Consider the following 17,182-nt stretch of genomic DNA (forward strand, 5'->3'; position numbering starts at 1 on the left):
TCTACGTTTGTGACTCTAAAAACTTTACTTAACGTCACAAAGAATAGAAATATTGTTTGTTAATGGATTATATAACAAAAAATAAAGTTCAAATCTCTTATATGGATTTTAGGGGGTTATGTGTACGCTGGGCCTTAAAGAGAAGTTGGAAAATTTGCAGGAACAAATCAAAGTTCAAAAAAGGATAGAAGAACAAGAAAAACCAAGAAAGTGGTGGGGACTATGGCGAAAATAGATGATTCAGTTAAAAAGAAAGTTCCAGAATTGCGATTTAAAGGATTCACGGATATATTATTGGCGAACATGGCGATTCTGAAGTTGCAGTTTGGTCACACACGACGGTAGGTGGAAAACCTATTCTTGAATTTATTGTTAAAAATAAAAAAATTGGTCTTGAAGATTTGTCTAATTTATCAAATAAGGTTAAAAATGCTGCTTATGAAATTATTGATAAAAAACAAGCCACTTATTACGGAATCGGAATGAGTACAGCTAGAATTGTCAAAGCCATCTTAAATAATGAACAAGTCATTCTACCAGTTTCTGCCTATTTGCGTGGAGAATATGGTCAAGAAGGGGTCTTTACTGGTGTTCCATCTGTCGTAAATCAAAATGGTGTCAGAGAAATTATTGAACTCAATATGGATGCTTATGAAATGAAACAATTTGAAAAGTCTGTCAATCAACTTAAAGAAGTCATAGAATCTATTAAATAATCTAGTTAGGTTTTACAGCAGTAAAGGAAAATAAAATGGTCGCTCTACTCTTTTTAGTCATTGCTTCACTTTGGGGATTAATCTGGTTTAACATTAGTGAATCAGATTGATTAATAAGCTTCTTGCTAAAGTGAAAAATTTAGCTGATGGTAATAATTACCATAAAAAAAGTCACTAAAACAGAAATTTAGTGACTTTTTATTTCTTTGATTTCTGATTATTTGATTAAAAGACTTATCAAAATAATTGCAAGTACTACTTGAAAAACTAAGATAGATGAACCATAAATCAGTAATTTTCTTCCTGCTTTTATGAATTCAACTAAATTTAGTCGCAAACCAATAGCGGCTAAGGCAATCGTTTCACACCAACCTGATAGAAATTTTGCGGTAGCTGAAACTTCTGGTACAAAATGAATCAATGTATCTAAAGTACAAAGCACTAAGAAACCAACAACGTACCATGGCAAAAAAGAATTTCTTTTAATTTTGATTTGAGCAGTTGCTTGTTCACCCTTTGTTTGTTTTTTGCTTATAAAACCAAAATATAAAACGACAAAAACAAGCATGATAATTCTCATAATTTTAAATAGGGTTGCTAATGTTGTTGTGTTTGGATTTACCATTGTCGCTGAAGCAACGACTTGTCCAACAGATTGTTCTGTTCCGCCAATCAGTGCGCCCCTTAATAAATCATTATTACCAAATATCCAAGTTCCTAAAAATGGAAGACTCAGCATTAAAATAGTTCCCATAAGATTGACCATGGCAATCGATGTTCTTTTCTCACTGGTCTCAGCTCCAATAACTGGTTCAACTGCGGCAATTGCTGATGAACCACAAACTGCATTCCCAGAAGCCATTAGGGCAGAGACATTAGCAGAAAAGCCCAGTTTTTTCCCCATAAATAAAACAAAAATAATTGTTGAAATCATTTGTATCAGAATAAATCCTACTCCGGAGAACCCTAATTTACCAATGGTTTGAAAGGTTACGGTTGCCCCTAAAAACATCACTGAAAACTCTAGAAGTTTTTTTTCTGACCAAGCCGTTCCTGCAAACAAAGTGACTTGTTTAAAGTACACATTACCCAAAATAATTCCTAATAATATTGCAATAGTTGCTGAACCTAAACTATGGAAGATAAAACGATTGAGTAAATAACTTACTATAGCAATGGCAAAGGAGATCAGAAATCCTGGCAAAATACTCATGATGGCCTGTCTATCATTTTTAATATAATTTTTTAATTTTAACATTTTTCTACTTTTTCCTTTTTAAATTGTCTAGCATCAATTAGTTTACACAATCTCCTTTATTTTGTAAAATAAATTATTATAATTTTTAAAATTACTTTTATTAATTAAAGGAAGATTTATGTTCGCTTTACTCGAAACTTTTATTGCTGTGTTTGAAACCAAAAGCTTTACCAGAGCTGCTAGTCAATGTTTTATTTCACAGCCAACCGCAACTGTTAGAATTAAAAAATTAGAGGAAGAACTAAAGGTTCAACTCTTTTCAAGAGGGCAACACCAAGAAGTAATTCCTACAGAAAGTGCCCATCTTCTTTATCCTAAAGCTTTAAAAAACCCGAATTGCTAGTTGATTATTTAGCCATGACTTGATACCCGATAGAATATCTTAAGGTCTCTGGTTCCAGTGATTTAGCTGATTTTAACAGTAAAGAATACGCTAAAAGTATCATCTCTAATTTCAATTGAAAACCTTGAGGCGAACGACTTTTACAACGCTCAGCTCCTAGATTTGTCAAAAAAGAGAAAACTCGCTCAATCACTTTTCTACGTTTTGAAAAATTAGGGAAAAGGATTTTCTTTTGCTTCATGTTCTTCCTGACAGGTGTCATTAGATCAATTCCTTTTAATTCCAGCCTATCATGCAGTGACTGACCTAGATATCCCATATCTCCAAGGACTGTTGGTGTCCCAAATTGACTCAACACTTCCTCGGTCATTGAACTATCAGCCATTGAAGCAGGAGTAATTGTGTAGTCTATGACATAGCCTGATTCACTGACTAAAGCATGACATTTGCATAATCTCCAAGAACTTTGCTTCTGAAATTACGAATAGGCTGACACAAAGGAAGGGGGAAGCTGTCAATAATGGATACACTCATTCCTTCAACCTCTTTAAAGACGAGTGCTTGGCGAATGACTTGGATACTCGGTAAGAGGGCATTACAACGGCGGACAAAGCGAGAATATTCTAGGAAATTAGGAAATAAACTTTGAGCCAATTGGTGCTTAGCTTTAAGCGTTTCACTAAAATGCAGTACGCCCCATAGGTAACAAGCGATAACTAAGCAATCTGATGTTGCGAGATGGACGTTCTTTCGGTTTTGAACCTCAAGGGGAACACTCGTTTGATAAAGCGTCTCAATGGTTGTCAGTAAATAAACAAAAACTTTTGGAAATGTGCTATTATAAGTCATATAAGTCGTGCGCTTTCTAATGCTTAGTGGTTTAAGATTAGGATAGCACGACTTATTTATTTTCCAATGAAATTAACTAGCAATTCGGGTTATTATAGATAATTTTATAGTATTCTTTTTTTATTTTATTTTCAAGACTTATCTTTGGGGTCAAACGACTGGATAATATGATGTGCAAAAACTTCATCTTTTCCATTTGAGTAATGACCTTTCAATTTTTGAGCAAAGCGACGTGTGCGTAACATTTCAAATTCGGCATTATGAACATTATTTAAAGCATGACCACTCACTAGGGTCTCGTTCATTGTTTTTTTGGCATTGATAATATACTCTAAAGCTCTTCCAAGTTGTGACTCACTTTTAATTTGGATTGTTTTTGTGACGGTCATTCTTCCAACTCCCTAATTAAAGTTTGTACTTCTTTTAAAACTTTTCGACTTAACACACGATAGTTTTTTGGATATCACTCATTTCATCTTGTAAAATTTCTACATCTTCTTGATCCACTTCATCAATCAAATTGACTTTTTTAGCAACTTGGTTAATGTTATTCCCGATTCGATTAAATTCAAATCGAAGTTGAGAAAGTTGTTTTGAAAGTTCATCAAGTTCATGAAAGTTTACTTCATAAATTGCCCCTTTAATTGAAATCATCCGCAAATAGTCGCTTAAATTTTTATGGCAACTTGCGGCTTTCTCACGGATCATAAATTCTTCGTCAGGGTTAACATAAAAATTTAAATGAACTTTTCGCTTCCTGTTCTTTGGCATAAAGTTTCCTCTTTTATAAATTAGTTAGTGGTGGCATTTTTGCGCCTGGTCGCTACGCGGCAGCACAATGAGGGTCACAAATGCTACGCTTATTGAGTCCCCTTACGGGGAAGCCCCTCATTGTGGCAAGCATAGCAGGTGTATGTACACCAACGAAAAAACACAAAATTTAAGCTTCATACAAGCTTAAATTTTAGTGTTAATTTTGAGGTCGCACCCCAAGCCCCGCTTATTTTTGTTTCAAAAATTTTATTTTGTTGGTTCATGGATAACTTTCTTTTTTTCAGAAGGAAGATTATTTATTTTGTTCTTCTTCAGCATCGTCGAGTTTTTTGTGGAGTAATTTGGAAAGGTTATAATAAACTAGACACAAAGTTAAGAGAAATCGTGGAAAGGTTTATTATGGCAAGAAGAAAATTCGATAAACAATTTAAAAATTCTGCAGTAAAACTCATTCTTGAAGAGGGTTACTCTGTTAAAGAAGTCAGCCAAGAGCTTGAGGTTCATGCCAATAGTCTTTATCGCTGGGTTCAAGAAGTTGAAGAATATGGAGAAAGTGCTTTTCCAGGCAATGGGACAGCCCTAGCTGATGCCCAACATAAGATTAAATTGTTAGAGAAAGAAAATCGTTATCTTCAGGAGGAACTTGAACTTCTAAAAAAGTTCCGGGTCTTCTTGAAGCGAAGCAAGTAAAACGTTTTGAATTTCTCTTGAAACATCATGGGAAGATAAAAATTAAGCATGCAGTAAAAGTTCTTAAGGTTTCTCGCTCAGGTTTCTATGAATACATGCATCGTCGTCCTTCAAAACAACAAGTGGAGAGAGAAATTCTCTCAGAGAAGATAAAAGCTGTCTTTCATGAGCATAAGGGACGCTATGGTGCGGTTAGAATTACCAAGGTACTTCATAATACTGGTATTATGACTAACACGAAACGTGTTGGGAAACTGATGCACTTGATGGGACTTTATGCCAAGGGAAGCCGTTATAAATATAAACATTACAACAGAAAAGGAGCTTCGCTTTCAAGACCCAATTTAATTAATCAGTTCTTTAAAGCAATAGCTCCTAATAAAGTATGGCTGGGAGACATGACCTATATCCCTACCAAAGAAGGCACCTTATACTTAGCCGTGAATATCGACGTTTTTTCACGTAAGATTGTAGGCTGGTCAATGTCTTCACGGATGCAAGATAAACTGGTGAGGGATTGCTTCTTACAAGCTTGTGGGAAAGAACATCCTCAGCCTGGCTTGATTGTCCATACTGATCAAGGGAGTCAATATACAAGCTCTCGTTATCAATCTACTCTTCGTCAAGTCGGTGCTCAATCTAGCATGAGTCGTAAAGGAAATCCCTATGACAATGCAATGATGGAGTCTTTTTATAAGACGCTAAAGAGGGAGCTTATTAATGATGCTCATTTTGAGACAAGAGCTGAGGCTACTCAAGAAATATTTAAATACATTGAGACCTATTACAATACAAAAAGGATGCATTCAGGTCTTGATTACAAGTCTCCAAAAGACTTTGAAAAATATAATTCTTAAATTCTCTTAACTCCGTGTCTAGTTTTTCGTTGACTTTCCAACTGACTTTCCAACTGACCTTAATACTGACCTTAATACTGACCTTAATACTGACCCTAATAAATTAAAAAAACACCAAAACATGGTGTTTTTTTAATTTATTTTTTCAATATTTCTAACAACAAATGATTTTTTCTCATCATCAGTTGTTACAAAACCAGAACTATTAGCTACATATTGAACAGCTGATTTCATATTAATGAATTCTTTAATAATATATTCTCCACTTTTTTCACCCGTGTAATTATTGATAGAATTCTCTTCAGCCGAAGAAAGAGATGTGAATTTAAATTTCATAATACTCCTTATACGGATTCTTTTGTAAAATAGATTTTTTTAAATTTCAAAGCCACATTAACTAAAGCAATCATAACAGGAACTTCCACTAATGGACCAATAACTGCCGCAAAGGCTTCTCCTGAATTAATTCCAAATACACCTACCGCAACTGCTATCGCAAGCTCAAAGTTATTGCTTCCTGCTGTAAATGATAAAGATGCTGTAACAGGATAACTTGTTCCCAATTTTTTAGAGAGAAAGAAGGAAACAAAGAACATCAATACGAAGTACAGAAGCAATGGAATTGCTATTCTAACTACGTCAAATGGAAGCTCTACTACCTTTTCACCCTTAACCGCAAACATGATAATGATTGTAAACAAGAGAGCGACCAATGTTATACGACTAATTTTTGGAATGAATTTTTCTTCAAACCATTCTTTACCTTTTAATTTAATCAAACCAAAATGAGAGATAATCCCTGCAATAAATGGAATTCCCAAATAGATGAATACTGAGGTAGCAATCTCACCAATTGTTATATGCACTGCAAAATTTCCTAAGCCTAACCATTTTGGAAGCAAGGTTACAAAGAAATAAGCAAAGATTGAGTAAAAGAATACTTGGAAAAGTGAGTTGAAGGCTACAAGTCCTGCTGTATACTCACTATCACCATGTGCTAAATCAGTCCAAACAATAACCATTGCAATACAACGTGCAAGCCCAATCATGATAAGCCCAATCATATAGCTTGGATAACCTTGTAAAAATACGACTGCAAGAATAAACATTAGTATCGGACCAATAATCCAGTTTTGAACTAATGAAAGCAACAAGACTTTCCAATCCTTAAATACTTTTCCCATTTCTCCATATTTTACTTTTGCTAATGGAGGATACATCATGAGAATTAGTCCAATGGCAATTGGAATTGATGTTGTTCCTACTGATAAGTCATTAATAGTGGTTGCAACACTAGGAACGAAGTATCCCAAAGCGACTCCAATTCCCATTGCTACAAATATCCAAAGCGTCAGATAACGGTCTAAAAACGACAGTTTCTTTGTGACTTGATTCATAATTGAGTTTTTCCCCTAATTTTTTTCTTGTTTTGCAATTTCTTGATAATTTTTATTTCCGCCTGATAAATTGTATACTTCTCTAAATCCTTCATTCCTCAAGACATTTTGAGAAGCATTACCAGTGACTCCCTTATTGCAGTAAACGATTGTCAATTTATCCTTATCAAGGATAGATGATTTTTCACGAAGTTCTGCCAACGGAATATTTATTGCATTTGGTATATGTTTCTTTTCATAACTTGCTTTTGCACGTGTGTCAATAATTGTTATGTCTGCACTATTTTTTTGAAGTTCCATCAAATCATGAGGCGTTATTAATGGCGCAGTAGTTAAGGCATTGGTTAGTGCCATTCCTGTATATGCGACAGGGTCTTTAGTTGTTGAAAATGGTGGAGCATAAGCTAAATCCATATGGAACAAATCTTCTGCAGTAACCCCTAGTGTAATTGTTGAGGCAAAAACATCTATTCTTTTATCTACGCCTTGAGGACCAATAATTTGAACTCCAAGAATTCGATGAGATAACTTATCTGCGACTGCTTTGATAACCATTTCTTTACCGTGCATGTAATCAGGTTTGTCTGGTTTAATATTAAATAATACTGCAATTTCATAACCTTCTTCGATCGCTTCTTTTTCAGTTAATCCTGTTTGAGCAATGGTTAAATCAAAGAAGCGTAAGATTCCAGTCCCAAGCACACCTTGAAAACGAAGAGGTCCACCAGTCATTGCATCTCCTGCAATTCTCCCCATCTTATTTGCAGTTGACGCCAAAGGGCGGTATGTCGCTTTCCCAGTAATCACATGGAAACTTTCTGCAACATCCCCAACAGCATAGACACCTTCAATATTAGTTTCCATCGTTGTATCTGTAGCAATCGCTCCAGTTTCACCTAGTTTCACCCCGATTGATTCTGCGAGTTGAGTATTTGGTCGAACTCCAGTAGCCAATATATACAAATCAGCGCTAAGGACATTGCCTTTACTTGTTATGACACTTTTTAGTGTTTGTTCTCCCTTTGTTTCAGTGATTATTTCCTCAGATAGAAAATGAACATTTTGCTTTTCCATTTCATCTTCAATGCGAATAGACATATCCCAATCTAGGTGTGCCATTGGGTGTTTTCCACGTTGAAGCACAGTAACATCAAGTCCTCGTTCTTTTAGTTGTTCGGCAACTTCAAGACCAATATAACCTGCTCCTACAACAATTGCTGTTTTTGGTTTTTTATCATCCAAGAAAGATTTAATGTTTTTACCACTATTAATATTTCTTACTTGAAATACATTATCGAATGATTTACCTTGAAAAACTTCAGGTCTATGGTAAGTTGCTCCAGTAGCAAAAACAAGGATATCATAAGAATCATCAAATATTTCACCAGTCAAAAGGTTCTTAACTTTGAGAGATTTTGTTGAATGATTAATATCTAAAACTTCATGAGAAGTATGAATACCAACATTGTAACGTTTTTTAAACCATCGAGCATCGCGAGGAGTTAACTCATCAAAATCACCAATTTCCCCACCAATAGCATATGGAATACCACATACTGCGTAAGAAATATCAGTGTCCTTATCATAAAGAGTAATCTCTGCACTCTCTGTATTTCTACGTGCCTTAGCAGCAACACTTGTTCCTGAAGCTACAGAACCAATTATAATAATTTTCATAGGATAATCATTTCCTTTATTTTTCAAAGTCAGCTTGCCATTTAGCTACTGCATAGTGTTGATTAGAAAGTTTGGCAACTTTATTAATCCATTCTACTTCATTTGATGCACGTGCTTTCAAAACTTCATTCGAGGTATGAGTTGCACTCATACTTTGGTTTACTAACCACCAAGTATGTGCAATATTTGCTCTATCTAAATCATCTGCTAACCGCATTGATTCATAAACTGGAGTGGTTTCTGGTAAAGTCACCATCAAAACTTCTGTTTCATCAGAGTTTTGTAATCTTGGTAAAAGTTTTTGAATTGATTTTGGAACTTCACCACTTGTTCGTTCAACTTCTTTCGCATAGCTTTGAGTTGATTCAAGTAATAAGAGGGTATGACCAGTTGGCGCAGTATCAATTACTACAATCTCATCATCTGCTTTTTGAACAATTTCAGCGAAAGCACGAAAGACTGCAATTTCTTGCGTACATGGTGATTCCAAGTCTTCTTTAACATAGTCAAAATCATCGCCTGACATTGTTTCTCTTGCTTTGCTTAAAACTTCTTCTTTATATTCTCGAAGTTCCTTTTCTTCATCAATATGACTTAATGAGAGTCCAGAAGTATCTCCCAAGTAGAAATTAAGATGGTCCGCAGGGTCTGTAGTGGCCAGATGAACTTTTTTACCTTGCTTTTGCAAAGCTTGAGCAACTTTAATCGCTACAGTAGTTTTTCCAACTCCACCTTTACCCATTGTAAAGATAATTTTTTTACCTGTTTTGACAAAATTATCAATCACAGTTGAGAGTTCTGGATATTCTCTCATTTCTGAATCAATCTCAGGCAATTCGGGTTGAACTGTATCTAAAAGGGTGCGAAGTTTATCTAACCCAGTCACATTATAGGGTCTGAGTGGAATAAAGAATTGTTCATACTTACTGAGAAAGTTAGGCAAATGCTCTAAATCATCTTCTTGTTGTTTGGCAATAATCTTTGATACTTCATCATCTGCTTGAGTTAAAAGTCCATTAATAATTAATTTTTGATTATTTATTCCGAGTTCCGCAAGTTCACCAGAAGCTCTTTTGGCTTCCTCAATTGATGCTTTTTGAGGACGTGTTACTAACATAAGCGTTGTTAATTCACCGTTAGCTAATGTTTTTACTGCTCGTTCGTAACTTTCCTTTTTATCTCCCAGTCCTGAAAGTTGACCTAAGCACGAAACACCAGTATCATTTTCATCCAGGTAGTTAGACCATGCGGAAGGAAGAGCAAGCATTCTGAGGGTATGTCCGGTTGGTGCGGTATCAAAAATGACATAGTCAAATTCATCTTTGACATCCTTATTTGTTAAGAAACCAGCAAATTCATTAAAAGAAGCAATTTCAACGGTACATGAACCTGAAAGTTGTTCTTCCATATTTTCTACAGCTGAGTCTGGTAAAATTCCTCGATATGGACCAACTATACTTTCTTTATAATCATTTGCCGCAGATACTGGGTCAAAATTTGCGACTTTTAAATTAGGAATTTCTGGAATTTCTTTTGGTTTATTGGTTAATTCTGTTTGAAATACATCTTGTAAATTAGAAGCAGGGTCAGTACTGACAAGTATTACTTTATAACCTGAATCCGCAAGACTTACTGCAGTTGCACATGCAGACGTTGTTTTGCCAACCCCACCTTTTCCTGTAAAGAACAGATATTTAGTCAATTCTAATTTTTTTGGATCGTAAGCTTTCATCATTTCTCCCTATTAACAGCAACCAGTATTTCCACCACAACATGTGGTATTAGCCTCTACTTTGACTTCTTCTTGGGAATTTGAGCAACAAGCTCCTTTTTCATTATTAATATCGCTTAGTCCAAGTTCTTCAAAAGTTGGATAGCTTTCGGTTTTGAGAATTTCTCCATCAATTAATGTGATTGGTAAAACATCATTTCCTTGATTTTGTATGAGATTCAGAACTTTTTCGTTAACCACAAACGCTTGAGGGTTACTTGTAAGATTAAAACGATAAGCTTTTACCTCTTCGTTCTCTTTCAATGTATCAAATAGGTTTGTAATACGAAGTAATTCTGAATCAACAGACGGCCCACAAACTCCAGTAGAGCAACACATCGCAGGTTCAAAAATTTCAATTTTTTTCATTATAGTTCCCTTTCTTAATTAGAACAATTACATTTTTTATCAGTACCACACACACAAGTATCTTCGTTATGTGAGAATAGAGTCATACACATGCTTTGGAATTCTTTAGCAAAATCTTCACTTAAAGTGTAATAATTCCAAGTCCCTTTTTTCTCAACAGTGATAATTTCTGCTTTTTCTAAAACCTTCATGTGATGGGACAATGCAGGTTGTGAAAAATCAAAATGCTCTAATAGGTCGCAAGCACATTTTGTTCCACATGACAGCAGGTCGACAATTTTTAAACGATTTGGCTCAGCTAATGCCTTCAAACTCATTGCAATTTTTTCGTAATTCATAAAATCCTTTCCTAAACATAAACGTACGTTTATATATAATATAAACAAATGTTTATGTATTGTCAAACATAAACGACTATTTATGTTTCGATTTTTATTGTAAGTTATAATTTATGTGTCAACAAAAGCCTTTCACCGTATAAAAAAGAAGTTGTCTTATGTAGTGATCCCCAAAAGATAGACTTTTCAAAAATATGAAGGGTCTTTTATTATGACAAAATATTCATTTGAACTAAAACTAAAAGTGGTTCAGAATTATGATAACGGTGTAGGGGGGTGTGATTATTTAGCCAAAAAGTACCATGTCACAAACGAAGCGATTGTCAGGCGTTGGGTCAAAGCTTATAAAGAATTAGGGGCGGTTGGAATTCAGCGTAAAAGGCAAAATACAGTTTATTCAACACAATTCAAACTTAATGCGGTAAACTTATATCTAACAAGTGAAAAGTCATATAGAGAACTAGCTCATGAATTGGGAATGAATAATCCGCCACTTCTTACACGATGGGTGTCAAATTATCGCAAAAAAGGGGAATTTGCCTTTTCTAATGTTCAGGGGCGACCTAGAAAAGAGTCTGAATTGCTTGAAATAAGTATTAAGAAAGCGAAAGATGTGGTGAATGAAACAGAGCAAGAACTTGCTAGGCTTCAAAACGACAATCTTAATTTAAGAATGGAAGTTGAATATTTAAAAGGGCTGAGGAGATTACGGCAGGAACAACACAAGAGGGAAAATCCCGAGTGGTCTGTGAACTCCGACGAGAATTCAAGTTCCCACTTAAGCAACTCTTAGCCATTTCTGAACTTTCTAAAGCAACTTATTACTACTGGGTCAATCGTTTTGAACGTCCTAATAAAGACGAAATGATTGAGCAAGTCATGCTTGAAATACGTCAAGAACACACTAATGCAGGTTATCGTCCAATGGTTGAGCTATTAAAACAACGTGGAATTTATGTTAATCACAAGAAAGTTCAGCGCTTGATGAAAAAACTTGGGCTTCGTGTGACTACTTTTTGGCATAAATCTCGTAAATATAACTCTTACAAAGGTAAAGTTGGGACTGTGGCTAAGAACAAGCTCCACAGACGTTTTAACACTTCTATACCACATCAGAAGATAACGACAGACACCACTGAGTTCAAATATTACGATAAAGGGGTTCAAAAGAAGCCTTATCTCAACCCCTATCTTGACCTTTTCAACAACGAAGTGATTAGCTATGAAATCTCTAAACAACCAACCTATCAAGCTATTACGACAGCACTTCAGGAGGCTTTAGAATTGACTTCTGATTGTCTCTATCGTCGTACTTTCCACTCTGACCAAGGGTGGGCATATCAGATGAAAAACTATGTCTTTAAGCTCAAATCAAAAAAAATAATCCAATCTATGTTCTTTTGCTGTCATATCAAGGCTCATTCAATCATGGTAAATTCGTGGTAAAATAATTGCTTTTTTGATTGATGAATAGTCCTTAAATACTGTATTTATGCGGATAATCTGATTTTTTGTATTAAGTTTATTCTAAAACTTATTAATATATCTATAAATTGTGGTTCTTGAAACTCCCCAAGAATCCGCAATCGACTTAATCGGCGTACCACTTTCTACCAAGGTTTTAAGAAGCTTTACGTCTTGTTCTGAAAATTTCTCAGGTCTTCCTCCAAGTCGTCCTCTTGCACGTGCAGCTTCTCTACCAGCGGCAGAACGCTCCAAAATAAGATTTCGCTCAAATTCCGCAAAAGCCGCAAACAAATGAAACATCAATTGTCCAGTCGAACTTGATTTATCCATTGTAATATTTTCTTGTAGACTATGAAAACTTACCCCTTTATTATTAAGAGAATTAACAATATTAATGAGATCTTCCATATTTCTACCTAGTCGATCCAATCGCCAAACAACAATCGTATCCCCAGGACGAGAAAATTCGATGGCGGATTTTAATCCAGGTCTTTCTCTTTTACTTCCTGACATATGGTCAGTAAATATTTTTTCACAGTTATATTTTTTGAGACTATCTTTTTGTAAATCTAAATTTTGAAGTCCAGTTGAAACTCGTGCGTATCCTATATTCATTTTTTTCTCCTTCATTTTAATTTATTGTATCATAACTTAGAAAGATATGTATAAATGAACATAGAATAAATTACGGGTTTATGAACAATAAATGTAAATGTTTTTGAGAATTTTAATAAGAAAAGAAGAGTGTCCATAAAATGACCATTTTCTGAACACTCAAATATTGAAAAAATATAGCTCATTTTATGTCTTATTATTTGATAGTGGTCCAAAACCAAACCAATACGAACTTGACCGTAAAAAAGAAGAAGCCATCGCTCAATTTTGGAAGTCAGACGATCCAGAACCCATGCCAAATGCGGTCGCTCAAACAGAATATCAAAATCCTGAATTACGCAAACAAAAAGAAGAAACAGAAAAGGACAGCGCTGGATTCGGCGACTTGTTAAAAGGCTGGTTCAAAAAATAAACTAGTTTTTCATAACTTCAACTATATTTATATATCGTTATTGTTTTTGTCAGATTTAAATGTTAAGATAATTTTATAAAATAAGAAAGAGGTTACATATGAACTCATCAATTTCACGAGCAACAATTAGAAACAAAAGCAAGAAGCAAAAAATATTAGTATTGGCTATTGCTTCACTATTAATTTCAGGTACAGCAGTTTCAGCTGCACAAACTTTCGTTCTAGGTGGTTGGAATAATGTTTATGCTGATCGTTTTAACCCCTCAATTAGCCAGTCAACTGGACATGATAATGCAAAAATTAATAAATGGCACTCAAGCTGGGTTAAAGTTGGAAGTCGAAGAGGTGACAGCGGGAATGCTTCAGCTAACCAAATTTCCTATGCTAAAGTTGTCGGTGCTTGGAATGGTAATTTGTCAGGTTGGTATCAAGCTTGGTAAGGAGTTCTAATGAATAGAGTTACTAAATTATTACTATTAATTCTATTTACTGTTATTTCTTTTTCTTCTGCAAACATGATTAAAAATAGTCTCATAGATTCCAAAATAAAAAAGAATTATGAGCCAAGTGAGTTATCAAAGATACAGCTTCCTACAAATGTAAAATACGATAACAATCTTATATCACAAGTGAAAGATGTATCAGAGGCTACTGATACATCTTTCACTTTCAGAGTAACCTATGTTGCAAGTAAAAATGACGGTAAAGGGAATGTTGATTTTATTAAACCTATAAACCGCGTGATGTTTTTTCATACGAAACATTTCCCCAAAGAAGATAAAGTTTTTGTAACTCATGGATTTGAGTACGTTTTTTTGAATTTTCCATTATCAAAAATTACATCTGTTCAACTAAATAATAGTGATATATATATTGATAATAAAAATAAATCTAAAGGGCTTAAAGAACTTGCAAACCTAATAAATAAAAAATATGGATTAAACATACAAGATAAAGACTTATTATCCTCCAATCCCAACCAGTATGATACTCATTATGGAGATTTCATTGGTTATAATAATAGTAATTTAACTTTATTCATTGTTATATCTAATATATTTTTTGCAATTCTATTATTCGTATGGCTTGTGTCCAACAACAAAAAGATTGCTATTTATCGTCTTAATGGACTTAGTTCTACTAAGATAACTAAGCTATTATTTATGAAGGAGTTTTGTTGTACCGCATTATTAATTTATTTAATTGTGAGTCTTGCAAATTTTAAATCTTTAAATTTTGAATATACAATTCTGATAATATTTATGATGTCAATAGTAGTTATTATTTCTTACCTTGCTGTTTTACTTGTATCTAAGTTTTCTCTTTCAAATCAAATTAATTCAAAATCTTTCTTTAAATACAGCCACTATACTTTATACTCAATTAAAGCTTTCGTTTTTTTGGTTACAATTTCTACAAGTGCTTCTTTAATTTATCTTATAAATAGTGGCCTCAATACTAACACAAAAACAGGAAATGACTATTCTGTTCTCTATCCTGAATATGTTGGTTATACACTGAACAGTGATAGTTCTTACAGCAATGATTCAGAACTAACTTCTGATTTATTTAATTACGCTGAGAAACATGATGGGCTTTATGTTAATCCTATAAGATTAAACGTTGAAAATAGTGAGGAAAAAAATGTTTTACAACTAAACTATAATTACCTTTTGAAATTCAATATTAAAACATCGGATAACAAATCGATACTCATAAACAATGATAATACGTCCGGTATTGTAGTGGTATCAGATAAGTTGAAGCCTCACTTAAAAGATATAAAGAAATTTTATGCTTCTTCATCATCTTTTTCTTCACCAACTATTCATTATTATTTCATGAAAGATAATCAAAAGTTTAAACTTCTAGATGGTAGTAATGGGAATATAACTCCTGATTTATTGGAAATATATACATCAAAAAATGTAGGACAAAATCTTGATGCTTTACATAATGCAACAATGAAGTTTAAAATCCTTGGTACAAAAGATAAAACATATAATTCTATCAAAAAAATACTTAAAAAACATGGACAATTGGAAACTCACCCCTCTTTAATCACAGTAAATAATATTAATAGGTCTGATTACTTATCATCTATTGGAAACCCTTTAAGTTATACTGTAACTAATGGTTTAATAATACTGATCTTTTTATCTATGATTTTATCTACTACTTTCTTTTATTTCGAATTTTATAAAAAGAAGATCGCTGTCAGTTATCTTTACGGAATGTCATACTTGAAAACGTACAAATCTTTATTTGTGCTGCTCTCTATACAAGGATTAATCTTCTTAATTTATGGAGCACTACAACAAAATAGAATTATTATTTTAGAAGCTTTATTATTATATTTTATGATTGAAATCATAATAACAATCTTGCTTTCTAAAAAGTTACAAAAAAAATTAATATTAAATTTTTTAAAAGGAGAGTAGTATGTTAAAAATTGAAAACTTAAATAAAAGTTATAAAAATAATCATATTTTTAACAACTTTAACTTAGAAATTCCTAAAGGAAAAATGGTGGCGATATATGGTTCTAGCGGTTCTGGTAAATCTACACTTTTGAATATAATTGGGCTCGTGGAAGATTATGATGATGGTAAATATTACTTTGATGGGTCTTTCGCTCCTCCTTTTAACAGTACGACTGCATTAAAACTACGTCGAAATACCATTTCATATTTATTTCAAAATTTTGCGTTAATTGAAGATGAAAGTATAGAAAAAAATTTAAATATTAGCTTAGTGTATTCCAAAATGTCTAAAAAAGAAAAACAAATAAAAATGAAACACTTTTTAAAAAAAGTAAATATTGAACATCGACTAAGTACAAAAATTTACAGCCTCTCTGGAGGGGAAAAACAACGTGTCGCTATTGCTAGAGCATTATTAAAAGATAGCAAAATAATACTAGCAGATGAGCCTACTGGTTCTCTAGATTTAAAAAATAGAAATGAAGTTATAAGATTACTACGAGACGAAGTGGATATAGCAGGTAAAACAGTCATAATTGTAACTCACGACCCGTACATTAAAGAACAAAGCGATTTAGTCATCAATATTTAAGAATTTACCTGTCAATAAGTTCGCAGAAACAAAAATTAAGGGGAAAAAATGAATATAGAACAAAAACTTTTCGAAGACGCTAAAGCACTAATAAAAGAAAGGTATCCAAAAGGGTGGGGAGGTGCAGCAGCAATGTATTCAAAAAATGGTAAAACATACACTTCAGTCGCCCCAGAAATCATAAACGCCTCTAGTGCATTATGTATTGAAACAGGTTCAATCTTAGAAGCACATAAATACCAAGACATTATAACTCACTCAATTTGCGTTGTTAGAGATGACGAAAAGAGCGAATTTAAAATACTCACGCCATGTGGGACATGCCAAGAAAGATTATTATATTGGGGTAACCAAATAAAAGTAGGTGTAACTAACGAAGATCAAGAAGTTAAATATAAAAAATTAACAGAATTACAACCTAATCATTGGACAAAAGCTTATGACGATATAGATTTTGTCGAGTAATAAATCATAATTGCTTTATTGACGTTGAGCCTCGGAACCCTTAACAATCCCAAAACTTGTCTAATGTCGGCTTAATAGCTCACGCGGTTCTGTTGCAAAGTTTAAAAAT

General features: G+C 33.7%; 17 protein-coding genes and 4 pseudogenes. 10 read left to right on the forward strand and 11 right to left on the reverse strand.

The features are described from left to right. Positions 1 to 278: 278 nt before the first annotated feature. Positions 279 to 716: pseudogene (locus RT41_RS09375) on the forward strand (Rossmann-fold NAD(P)-binding domain-containing protein); the annotation flags it as partial. A 217-nt stretch (positions 717 to 933) separates the two neighbouring features. On the opposite strand, the gene RT41_RS09380 reads toward RT41_RS09375, so the two are convergent. After that, positions 934 to 1,929 carry a YeiH family protein gene (locus tag RT41_RS09380; protein WP_096819127.1) on the reverse strand — a complete coding sequence of 332 codons (996 nt, stop codon included), beginning with the start codon at positions 1,927 to 1,929 and terminating at the stop codon, positions 934 to 936. Between the two features lie 163 nt (positions 1,930 to 2,092). On the opposite strand from RT41_RS09380, the pseudogene RT41_RS09385 reads away from it, so the two are divergent. Next, positions 2,093 to 2,302, forward strand: a pseudogene (locus RT41_RS09385) (LysR family transcriptional regulator); the annotation flags it as partial. A gap of 19 nt (positions 2,303 to 2,321) precedes the next feature. Here the strand turns inward: RT41_RS09385 and RT41_RS09390 are convergent. From RT41_RS09390 to RT41_RS09400, 3 genes and pseudogenes are all read right to left on the reverse strand, one after another. Continuing rightward, positions 2,322 to 3,166: pseudogene (locus RT41_RS09390) on the reverse strand (IS982 family transposase). Positions 3,167 to 3,297: 131 nt separating this feature from the next. Next, positions 3,298 to 3,555, reverse strand: a complete 258-nt coding sequence (locus tag RT41_RS09395) for a relaxase/mobilization nuclease domain-containing protein (RefSeq protein ID WP_054639970.1) — start codon at positions 3,553 to 3,555, stop codon at positions 3,298 to 3,300. A gap of 49 nt (positions 3,556 to 3,604) precedes the next feature. After that, complete coding sequence (locus RT41_RS09400; protein WP_021721724.1) at positions 3,605 to 3,937, reverse strand: plasmid mobilization protein; 333 nt, start codon at positions 3,935 to 3,937, stop codon at positions 3,605 to 3,607. A 402-nt stretch (positions 3,938 to 4,339) separates the two neighbouring features. On the opposite strand from RT41_RS09400, the gene RT41_RS09405 reads away from it, so the two are divergent. After that, a protein-coding gene (locus RT41_RS09405; protein WP_096819113.1) for an IS3 family transposase occupies positions 4,340 to 5,487 on the forward strand; the annotation gives its coding sequence in 2 pieces (ribosomal slippage) (positions 4,340 to 4,592 and positions 4,592 to 5,487; 1,149 coding nt in all). A gap of 132 nt (positions 5,488 to 5,619) precedes the next feature. Here the strand turns inward: RT41_RS09405 and RT41_RS09410 are convergent. The 6 genes from RT41_RS09410 to RT41_RS09435 are packed head-to-tail and all read right to left on the reverse strand — an operon-like array spanning position 5,620 to position 11,039. Beyond that, on the reverse strand, positions 5,620 to 5,823 hold the full coding sequence (locus RT41_RS09410; protein WP_096819115.1) for a hypothetical protein: 204 nt from the start codon (positions 5,821 to 5,823) through the stop codon (positions 5,620 to 5,622). An 8-nt stretch (positions 5,824 to 5,831) separates the two neighbouring features. Beyond that, the gene (gene arsB, locus RT41_RS09415; protein WP_021723429.1) at positions 5,832 to 6,884 is read right to left on the reverse strand and encodes an ACR3 family arsenite efflux transporter; all 1,053 of its coding nucleotides are present in this window, start codon (positions 6,882 to 6,884) and stop codon (positions 5,832 to 5,834) included. Between the two features lie 15 nt (positions 6,885 to 6,899). Continuing rightward, positions 6,900 to 8,561: an FAD-dependent oxidoreductase gene (locus tag RT41_RS09420; protein WP_096819129.1), complete on the reverse strand. Its 1,662-nt coding sequence runs from the start codon at positions 8,559 to 8,561 to the stop codon at positions 6,900 to 6,902. Between the two features lie 16 nt (positions 8,562 to 8,577). Continuing rightward, a complete protein-coding gene (gene arsA, locus RT41_RS09425) occupies positions 8,578 to 10,293 on the reverse strand; it encodes an arsenical pump-driving ATPase (protein WP_096819117.1) in 1,716 nt (571 codons plus the stop codon). Positions 10,294 to 10,305: 12 nt separating this feature from the next. Then, positions 10,306 to 10,701, reverse strand: a complete 396-nt coding sequence (arsD, locus tag RT41_RS09430; RefSeq protein WP_037619929.1) for an arsenite efflux transporter metallochaperone ArsD — start codon at positions 10,699 to 10,701, stop codon at positions 10,306 to 10,308. Between the two features lie 14 nt (positions 10,702 to 10,715). Then, entirely contained in the window at positions 10,716 to 11,039 is a 324-nt protein-coding gene (locus RT41_RS09435; protein ID WP_011835131.1) for an ArsR/SmtB family transcription factor, read from the reverse strand. A gap of 211 nt (positions 11,040 to 11,250) precedes the next feature. Between RT41_RS09435 and RT41_RS09440 the strand changes: the two genes are divergently transcribed. After that, a complete protein-coding gene (locus RT41_RS09440; protein ID WP_096819119.1) occupies positions 11,251 to 11,832 on the forward strand; it encodes a helix-turn-helix domain-containing protein in 582 nt (193 codons plus the stop codon). After that, a pseudogene (locus tag RT41_RS09445) lies at positions 11,781 to 12,476 on the forward strand (IS3 family transposase); the annotation flags it as partial. The gene RT41_RS09440 and the pseudogene RT41_RS09445, both read left to right, overlap by 52 nt. A 90-nt stretch (positions 12,477 to 12,566) precedes the next feature. On the opposite strand, the gene RT41_RS09450 reads toward RT41_RS09445, so the two are convergent. After that, the gene (locus RT41_RS09450) at positions 12,567 to 13,121 is read right to left on the reverse strand and encodes a recombinase family protein (RefSeq protein ID WP_011834703.1); all 555 of its coding nucleotides are present in this window, start codon (positions 13,119 to 13,121) and stop codon (positions 12,567 to 12,569) included. A 166-nt stretch (positions 13,122 to 13,287) separates the two neighbouring features. Here RT41_RS09450 and RT41_RS09455 point away from each other — a divergent pair, with 166 nt between their 5' ends. The 5 genes from RT41_RS09455 to RT41_RS09475 all read left to right on the forward strand — a co-directional run bounded on the left by RT41_RS09455 (position 13,288) and on the right by RT41_RS09475 (position 17,073). Next, on the forward strand, positions 13,288 to 13,533 hold the full coding sequence (locus RT41_RS09455; protein WP_245811674.1) for a hypothetical protein: 246 nt from the start codon (positions 13,288 to 13,290) through the stop codon (positions 13,531 to 13,533). A gap of 98 nt (positions 13,534 to 13,631) precedes the next feature. After that, positions 13,632 to 13,973: a hypothetical protein gene (locus tag RT41_RS09460; protein WP_096819123.1), complete on the forward strand. Its 342-nt coding sequence runs from the start codon at positions 13,632 to 13,634 to the stop codon at positions 13,971 to 13,973. Positions 13,974 to 13,982: 9 nt separating this feature from the next. Beyond that, positions 13,983 to 15,974, forward strand: coding sequence for a DUF1430 domain-containing protein (locus RT41_RS09465; protein ID WP_096819125.1), 1,992 nt, complete (start codon positions 13,983 to 13,985; stop codon positions 15,972 to 15,974). Position 15,975: 1 nt separating this feature from the next. Further along, a complete protein-coding gene (locus RT41_RS09470; RefSeq protein ID WP_023189878.1) occupies positions 15,976 to 16,608 on the forward strand; it encodes an ABC transporter ATP-binding protein in 633 nt (210 codons plus the stop codon). 48 nt (positions 16,609 to 16,656) lie between these two features. Beyond that, positions 16,657 to 17,073 carry a cytidine deaminase gene (locus tag RT41_RS09475; RefSeq protein ID WP_063282967.1) on the forward strand — a complete coding sequence of 139 codons (417 nt, stop codon included), beginning with the start codon at positions 16,657 to 16,659 and terminating at the stop codon, positions 17,071 to 17,073. Positions 17,074 to 17,182 lie beyond the last annotated feature (109 nt).

The sequence above is a fragment of the Lactococcus fujiensis JCM 16395 genome, from assembly GCF_002441655.1.
Taxonomy (GTDB): domain Bacteria; phylum Bacillota; class Bacilli; order Lactobacillales; family Streptococcaceae; genus Lactococcus; species Lactococcus fujiensis.

Bases quoted from the DNA above. Each gene is read 5' to 3' on its own strand.
- RT41_RS09470 (WP_023189878.1), top strand. From the start codon at position 15,976: ATGTTAAAAATTGAAAACTTAAATAAAAGTTATAAAAATAATCATATT.
- RT41_RS09460 (WP_096819123.1), top strand. From the start codon at position 13,632: ATGAACTCATCAATTTCACGAGCAACAATTAGAAACAAAAGCAAGAAG.
- RT41_RS09465 (WP_096819125.1), top strand. From the start codon at position 13,983: ATGAATAGAGTTACTAAATTATTACTATTAATTCTATTTACTGTTATT.
- RT41_RS09420 (WP_096819129.1), bottom strand. From the start codon at position 8,561: ATGAAAATTATTATAATTGGTTCTGTAGCTTCAGGAACAAGTGTTGCT.
- arsB (WP_021723429.1), bottom strand. From the start codon at position 6,884: ATGAATCAAGTCACAAAGAAACTGTCGTTTTTAGACCGTTATCTGACG.
- RT41_RS09410 (WP_096819115.1), bottom strand. From the start codon at position 5,823: ATGAAATTTAAATTCACATCTCTTTCTTCGGCTGAAGAGAATTCTATC.
- RT41_RS09380 (WP_096819127.1), bottom strand. From the start codon at position 1,929: ATGAGTATTTTGCCAGGATTTCTGATCTCCTTTGCCATTGCTATAGTA.
- RT41_RS09475 (WP_063282967.1), top strand. From the start codon at position 16,657: ATGAATATAGAACAAAAACTTTTCGAAGACGCTAAAGCACTAATAAAA.
- RT41_RS09435 (WP_011835131.1), bottom strand. From the start codon at position 11,039: ATGAATTACGAAAAAATTGCAATGAGTTTGAAGGCATTAGCTGAGCCA.
- RT41_RS09440 (WP_096819119.1), top strand. From the start codon at position 11,251: ATGACAAAATATTCATTTGAACTAAAACTAAAAGTGGTTCAGAATTAT.
- arsA (WP_096819117.1), bottom strand. From the start codon at position 10,293: ATGAAAGCTTACGATCCAAAAAAATTAGAATTGACTAAATATCTGTTC.
- RT41_RS09450 (WP_011834703.1), bottom strand. From the start codon at position 13,121: ATGAATATAGGATACGCACGAGTTTCAACTGGACTTCAAAATTTAGAT.
- RT41_RS09400 (WP_021721724.1), bottom strand. From the start codon at position 3,937: ATGCCAAAGAACAGGAAGCGAAAAGTTCATTTAAATTTTTATGTTAAC.
- RT41_RS09395 (WP_054639970.1), bottom strand. From the start codon at position 3,555: ATGACCGTCACAAAAACAATCCAAATTAAAAGTGAGTCACAACTTGGA.
- arsD (WP_037619929.1), bottom strand. From the start codon at position 10,701: ATGAAAAAAATTGAAATTTTTGAACCTGCGATGTGTTGCTCTACTGGA.